Annotated in this window: 3 protein-coding genes; all 3 read left to right on the top strand. The window is 38.8% G+C overall.

What is annotated here, in order from left to right; translation table 11 throughout:
- A partial coding sequence (locus E1171_RS08305; RefSeq protein WP_155205544.1) for a SusC/RagA family TonB-linked outer membrane protein occupies positions 1-3,105 on the top strand: 3,105 nt, incomplete at its 5' end.
- Positions 3,106-3,116: 11 nt separating this feature from the next.
- Positions 3,117-4,541: a SusD/RagB family nutrient-binding outer membrane lipoprotein gene (locus E1171_RS08300; protein ID WP_155205543.1), complete on the top strand. Its 1,425-nt coding sequence runs from the start codon at positions 3,117-3,119 to the stop codon at positions 4,539-4,541.
- Positions 4,542-4,572: 31 nt separating this feature from the next.
- Positions 4,573-5,540, top strand: a 968-nt coding sequence (locus E1171_RS08295) for a hypothetical protein (RefSeq protein WP_155205542.1), incomplete at its 3' end; no start/stop codon positions are given.

Below are 5,540 nucleotides of genomic sequence, written 5' to 3'. Positions count from 1 at the left end.
GGGTGGCAGCAGGCAATGGCGCAAAGTTCTACCGTTTCCGGGACGGTGAGTTCAGCTGATGATGGTCAACCTTTGCCAGGAGCAAGTGTGATTATTAAGGGTACTACACAGGGAGTAATTACCGACTTTGATGGTAAATATAGTTTAGATATTTCTGGGCAGAGTTCGGCTGTTTTGGTGGTTAGTTTTGTGGGGATGGAGACTCAAGAAATTGCGGTGGGAGCCCAATCTATAATCGATGCGGTATTGGAGAGTGATTCCAAGCAATTGGAAGAAGTTGTAGTTACCGCAATGGGGGTTAGCCGGGAAAAAGCTTCTCTGGGTTATGCAATGACTTCTGTTGGTAGTGAAGTTTTGGAACAGTCTTCCACTACAAATTTTATTGATGCTCTAAATGGTAAAGTTGCTGGAATTCAGATTACCAATTCAGGAGGACAGGCAGGTTCGGGTACCAATATGTTAATAAGAGGTTATAGCTCCATTAACTTTAATAATCAACCCCTAATTGTGGTAGATGGTATTCCAATTGATAACGATGCTACTTCTTCTAATAGTAGTGGTAGCTCACAGTCTACAGGTTTTGCCCCGGCAAACAGAGGAATTGATATTAATCCTGATGATATTGCAACTATGTCAGTTTTGAAGGGTGGAGCTGCAACTGCACTTTACGGAAGCAGGGCGGCCAATGGTGCGCTTGTAATCACTACAAAATCCGGAAGTAAGGAGAAAAAGGGGTTGAGTACGACCTATAGTTTTTCGCACTCTGTGGAAGAAGCCAATAAATTCCCTGAGCAAACAGATAAGTTTGCCAGAGGTAGGGAAGGTAGTTATGCAAACTTTACGCATTGGTCTTGGGGGCCGGCTTATGACTCTAATCCAGTTTTTCCCGATGGAACCATCATCAATTTGACAGGAGAGGGGGATATTGACGCAAGTGGTCAACCTATTCCATTTTATGCTAATAATTTAGAAAACGCTTTCGTGAAAGGGTCTACCACTAATCACAATGTTGGGATAAGCGGAGGAAATGAAAATGGGGCATTTTATGCCAGTTTTTCCAATTTAGATCAGAAAGGGATTATTGAAAATTCTACCTATCAACGTACCTCAGCTTTGATTAACGCTTCCCGAAATGTGACTAAAAACTTTTCTGTAAGTGGAAAAGCGAACTATGTTAAGACAAATACCCACAGAGTAAATATGTCAGATTTTACTTATGGGGTGGGGTACCTTCATCATATGTGGGATATTAGGAATTTTAATTATAAGAGCCCAAGCGGAGAACCAACCTGGTTTAGTACCACTAATAACTTTCCTATGTGGGTTATTAACGAGCAAGGTGAGGATGGTATGGTAGATCGTTTAATTGGTGGGTTAGATTTGAAATATGAGGTGGCACCTTGGTTAAATTTACAATATAGGGTAGGATTAGATACCTATACTGATCAAAGAAATCAAGTAAGGCCAATTGGCTCAAAAGATGCCAATGATGGGTTGGGAGATATTACTGAAATCAGATTGGTAAATAGAAGTTTTAATCATGATTTTATTGTTAATGGCGCCTACAATTTAAATGAGGATTTTGAACTTTCTTATTTAGTTGGTAGCAATATTTATACAAATCTTTATAATAGACTTTATGTTAGGGGGGATGGTATTGTATTGCCTGGGTATGAAGATGTTACCAATACGGAAAATCAAGTTGTAACCAGGAGTTTAAGCGAAAAAATGACCATAGGAGTATATGGGGATGTTACATTGGGTTATAAACATTTCCTTTATTTAGGGTTAACAGGTAGGAATGATTGGTCTTCAACTTTGCCTTTGGATAACAATAGTTATTTCTATCCTTCTGCAAATTTAGGTTTTGTGTTTTCTGAGTTAATACAAAATGATGCCTTAAACTTTGGTAAATTTCGGTTATCCTATTCTCAGGTTGCCAATGATGCCCCTTTCGCTAGTTTATACAATGTTTATGTGCAGGCTGCTAACCCTTCCGTACATGAACAGTTGATGTATTTTATTGATAATAACCTTAATAACCCTAATTTGAGACCGGAAAGATCTAGTGAAATAGAATTAGGTTTGGAGTTGGCATTAGTTAGAAATAAAATAAATCTGGACCTGGCTTACTATGATAAGGAAAGTAGGGATCAGATGATATGGGTTCCGGTTTCTGAAGTTACTGGCTATGAATATGCCCTTCAAAATGTGGGTCTTATTTCCAACAAAGGAATTGAAGCCATGCTTAATTTTGATAACCTTGTAAAAGTTGGTGACTTAAACTGGGACCTTACTTTCAACTTTACTAAAAATGTCGGATTAGTCGAGAAAGTTAGTGATGAGTTAGAAAGTGTTTACTTGAGCAGTGCCAGTACTTTAAGTGACCCTTATGTGGCATTAAGAGCAACGGAAGGGGAGGCTTATGGGGCCATTTATGGGTATGCTTACTCTAGAACGGAGGATGGTGAGTTGATTATCGATGAAGCTACGGGTTATCCGGAAATAGATTCGGAAGAAAGTATTTTAGGTAATATTAACCCTGACTGGACCTTGGGTATTAATCTGGGTTTGGAGTATAAAGGATTGAAGTTAGGTGCACTTATTGAAAGAAAACAGGGTGGTGACGTAATGAATACCTTTGAGGCAATGATGGTTTATTCTGGTTTATCTAAACAAACAGAGCAACGCTATTATTCTGCCGATGATCCCTATGCGAATGCTACGGTGGTTTTTGATGGGGTGAATTATGATGAAGAAACTGGAACGTATACAAAAAATACCACCATGGCCAAATTGACTAATGTGGGTTATTATCAGCAGAATTTTCGGCTAGCCTCAGAAAATTTTGTGGAAGATGCCTCTTGGTGGAGATTACGAAGTGTTAGTTTGGCTTACGATCTTCCTTCTAAGTTAATGAACAGGATTCCTTTTGTTCAGGGATTGCAGGTGGGGTTTGTCGGACGTAACCTATGGTTGTTGACCAAATATTCTGGATTTGATCCTGAATCAAACTCCAATGGACCAGGAAATTATCAGGGGATTCAAAGTAGGGTTGTTCCAAATACCAGGTCTTATGAGGTTAATTTAAAGGTTAAATTTTAAAGAATAGAATTATGAAAAGAGTTTTAAGATATATAATTATTGTTGGGTTTATCTCCTCTTTTGTGTCATGTGATGAAAAATTTGAGGAGATGAATACGCCTAAGGCAAATCCTGCTGATGCTTCGTTAGCAACTTTACTTACCGGGGGACAGGAGTATAGCTTTGGTCAAATAGGTTATTTTTGGGAAAGATACGCTAATATTTTTACCCAACATTTGGCAGGGAACCATGCAGATGGAGTGTCGTGGGACAGATATCAATTACAACCCGCTGACAATTCTAACCTATTTTTCTATCTGTATACGGATGGTTTGTCCAATCTTGAAAAGGTAATAGAATTGGGAAAAGGTGAAAATGCCGAAGAAGCCTCTCCACATTATGTGGGTGTGGCACAGATTCAACAAGCCTTAATATTAGGCCATTTGACGGATCTTTATGGGGATATTCCTTGGACAGAAGCAATGAAAGGGTTGGAATATCCTTTTCCTAATTACGATAGCCAGGAAAAAATTTATAATACTATCCAATCACTGTTGGATGAAGGAATTTCCAATATAAAAAATGACAATTCCGTATTTTCTCCGGGATCCGATGATTTGATTTTTAATGGAGACTTAGGAAAATGGATGGCGGCTGCCTATGCTATAAAAGCAAGGTATGCCAATCATTTAAGTAAAATTGATCCCGTAGGTTCAGCACAAGCAGCATTGGACGCGATTGATAAAGCCGAAGCTGTTGGTTTTTCAGATATGTTGTATGCCTTCGAGGGGTCAGCCAATCATTTTAGCCCTTGGTGGAGCCATTATCAAAATTCTTTAGCAGTTGCTTCTGATAATTTTATGGACTTGCTGGTAGATAATAACGATCCACGATTGGAAAGGTACTTCTCAGAAGAAAAGGTAGACGGTACTTTTGCAGGCTATGTAGGCAAGCAAAATGGTAAAGGTACAGATGATTCTGTTTATCCCTCTCCGGGAGAGGATACATTTTTTGGTGCAAAAGATGCAAGCATTTTTTTAATGACAAGGTTTGAGCTCCTTTTTATAAAAGCCGAGGCTCATTTGCGACTTAATCAAAAAGGAGAAGCTGCTAATGCCCATAATGAGGCGATTGCAGTTTCATTGCAAAGTGTAGGGGCCACCGATAACGGTTATTTGGTATCTTTTGCCACTGAAGATGCGACCACTATTGATCTTGAAAAGGTAATGACAGAGAAATATAAAGCCATGTTTACCCAAGGGGTAGAGTCTTGGGTTGATGTGAGAAGACATGATTATCAATACCCTACCAATTTGGAAATCCCGGAAGGGGAACTCGGAGGCCCTACTTCAGATGAGTATATTAGGCGTGTATTGTATTCTTCCTACGAAGTAATAAATAATCCAAACGTGCCAAAGGATATTACGGTCTATAAAAGAGTATGGTGGGATAATTAATTTTAATCAGTCAAATTAAGAAAGAATTATTATGAAAAATAAATTATATAAGTTTGCATGTCTTTTGGCCTCCTTCATTATTTTTACCGCTTGTGATGAGGAGCCCGAGCATTTACATGATAATTTAGCCGGTTATGGGGCGGAGATAGTTTTAGGCTCATTTTCCAATGGATATTTGGATATTAATGATTTGGCCAATACTTCCGACGTATTAACACTAGAAGTGGTGTCTGAAGCCGAACTGGAAAAAATAGATGTTTATAAGCAATTTAATGGAGGAGAAAAAGTCTTACATACGTCATTAACTTCAAAGAACCCAGAGCTTAAACTTAAATACTCGGAGCTTAAACAAGGACTAAATATTATTGAAGAGGAGATTGCCTCTGGGGATTTGTTTACCATTTCCTTTGTTATCCATACAAAGGAGGGATTGGCTTTTGATGCAGAACCCTTAGCTAACATAGGCTTGTATAGTTGTGCTCCTACTGAAATCCGTGAAGGAATTTATGAGGTAAAAACATTGGTAACTGCTGGGACAGGGCTAGGAGAAACATATACACATGAAGTTTTTATTAAGCTGAAGGAAGATGGAGTTTATTGGATTTCGGATATTTATGGAGGGTATGTTTTGAATGCTTGGGGCTGGCAATTACAAGCTTTAGGTGAAATTAATGTGGATGTTTTTAATTTGGGAATAGGACAAAAGGAACTGGCTTGGACCAACGATATAATCTTTGCTGCGACAGGGGCTGTACATTGTCCAGATGATGAGGGTGACTTTTCATATAGTTGGAATGTTGCGGATCACCAGGAGGGTGGAACCTCTACGTTTACTTATAAAGAGGAATTTGAAACTTGTGAGGTAGGATCTTTGGCTGGGACCTACACTGTTACTTCCTATCATAATTACAATTCTAGTGTGGAAGGTATTTATACCATTGATATTGAGGAAACCGATGAAGAGGGAGTGTATTTTATTGAAGATTTAATGGGGGGGGG

The organism is Xanthovirga aplysinae, assembly GCF_009711365.1.
In the GTDB taxonomy this organism is placed as follows: Bacteria; Bacteroidota; Bacteroidia; order Cytophagales; family Cyclobacteriaceae; genus Xanthovirga; species Xanthovirga aplysinae.
The sequence above is the reverse complement of the archived record's forward strand: the minus strand, read 5'-3'. Positions and strand labels throughout refer to the sequence as shown.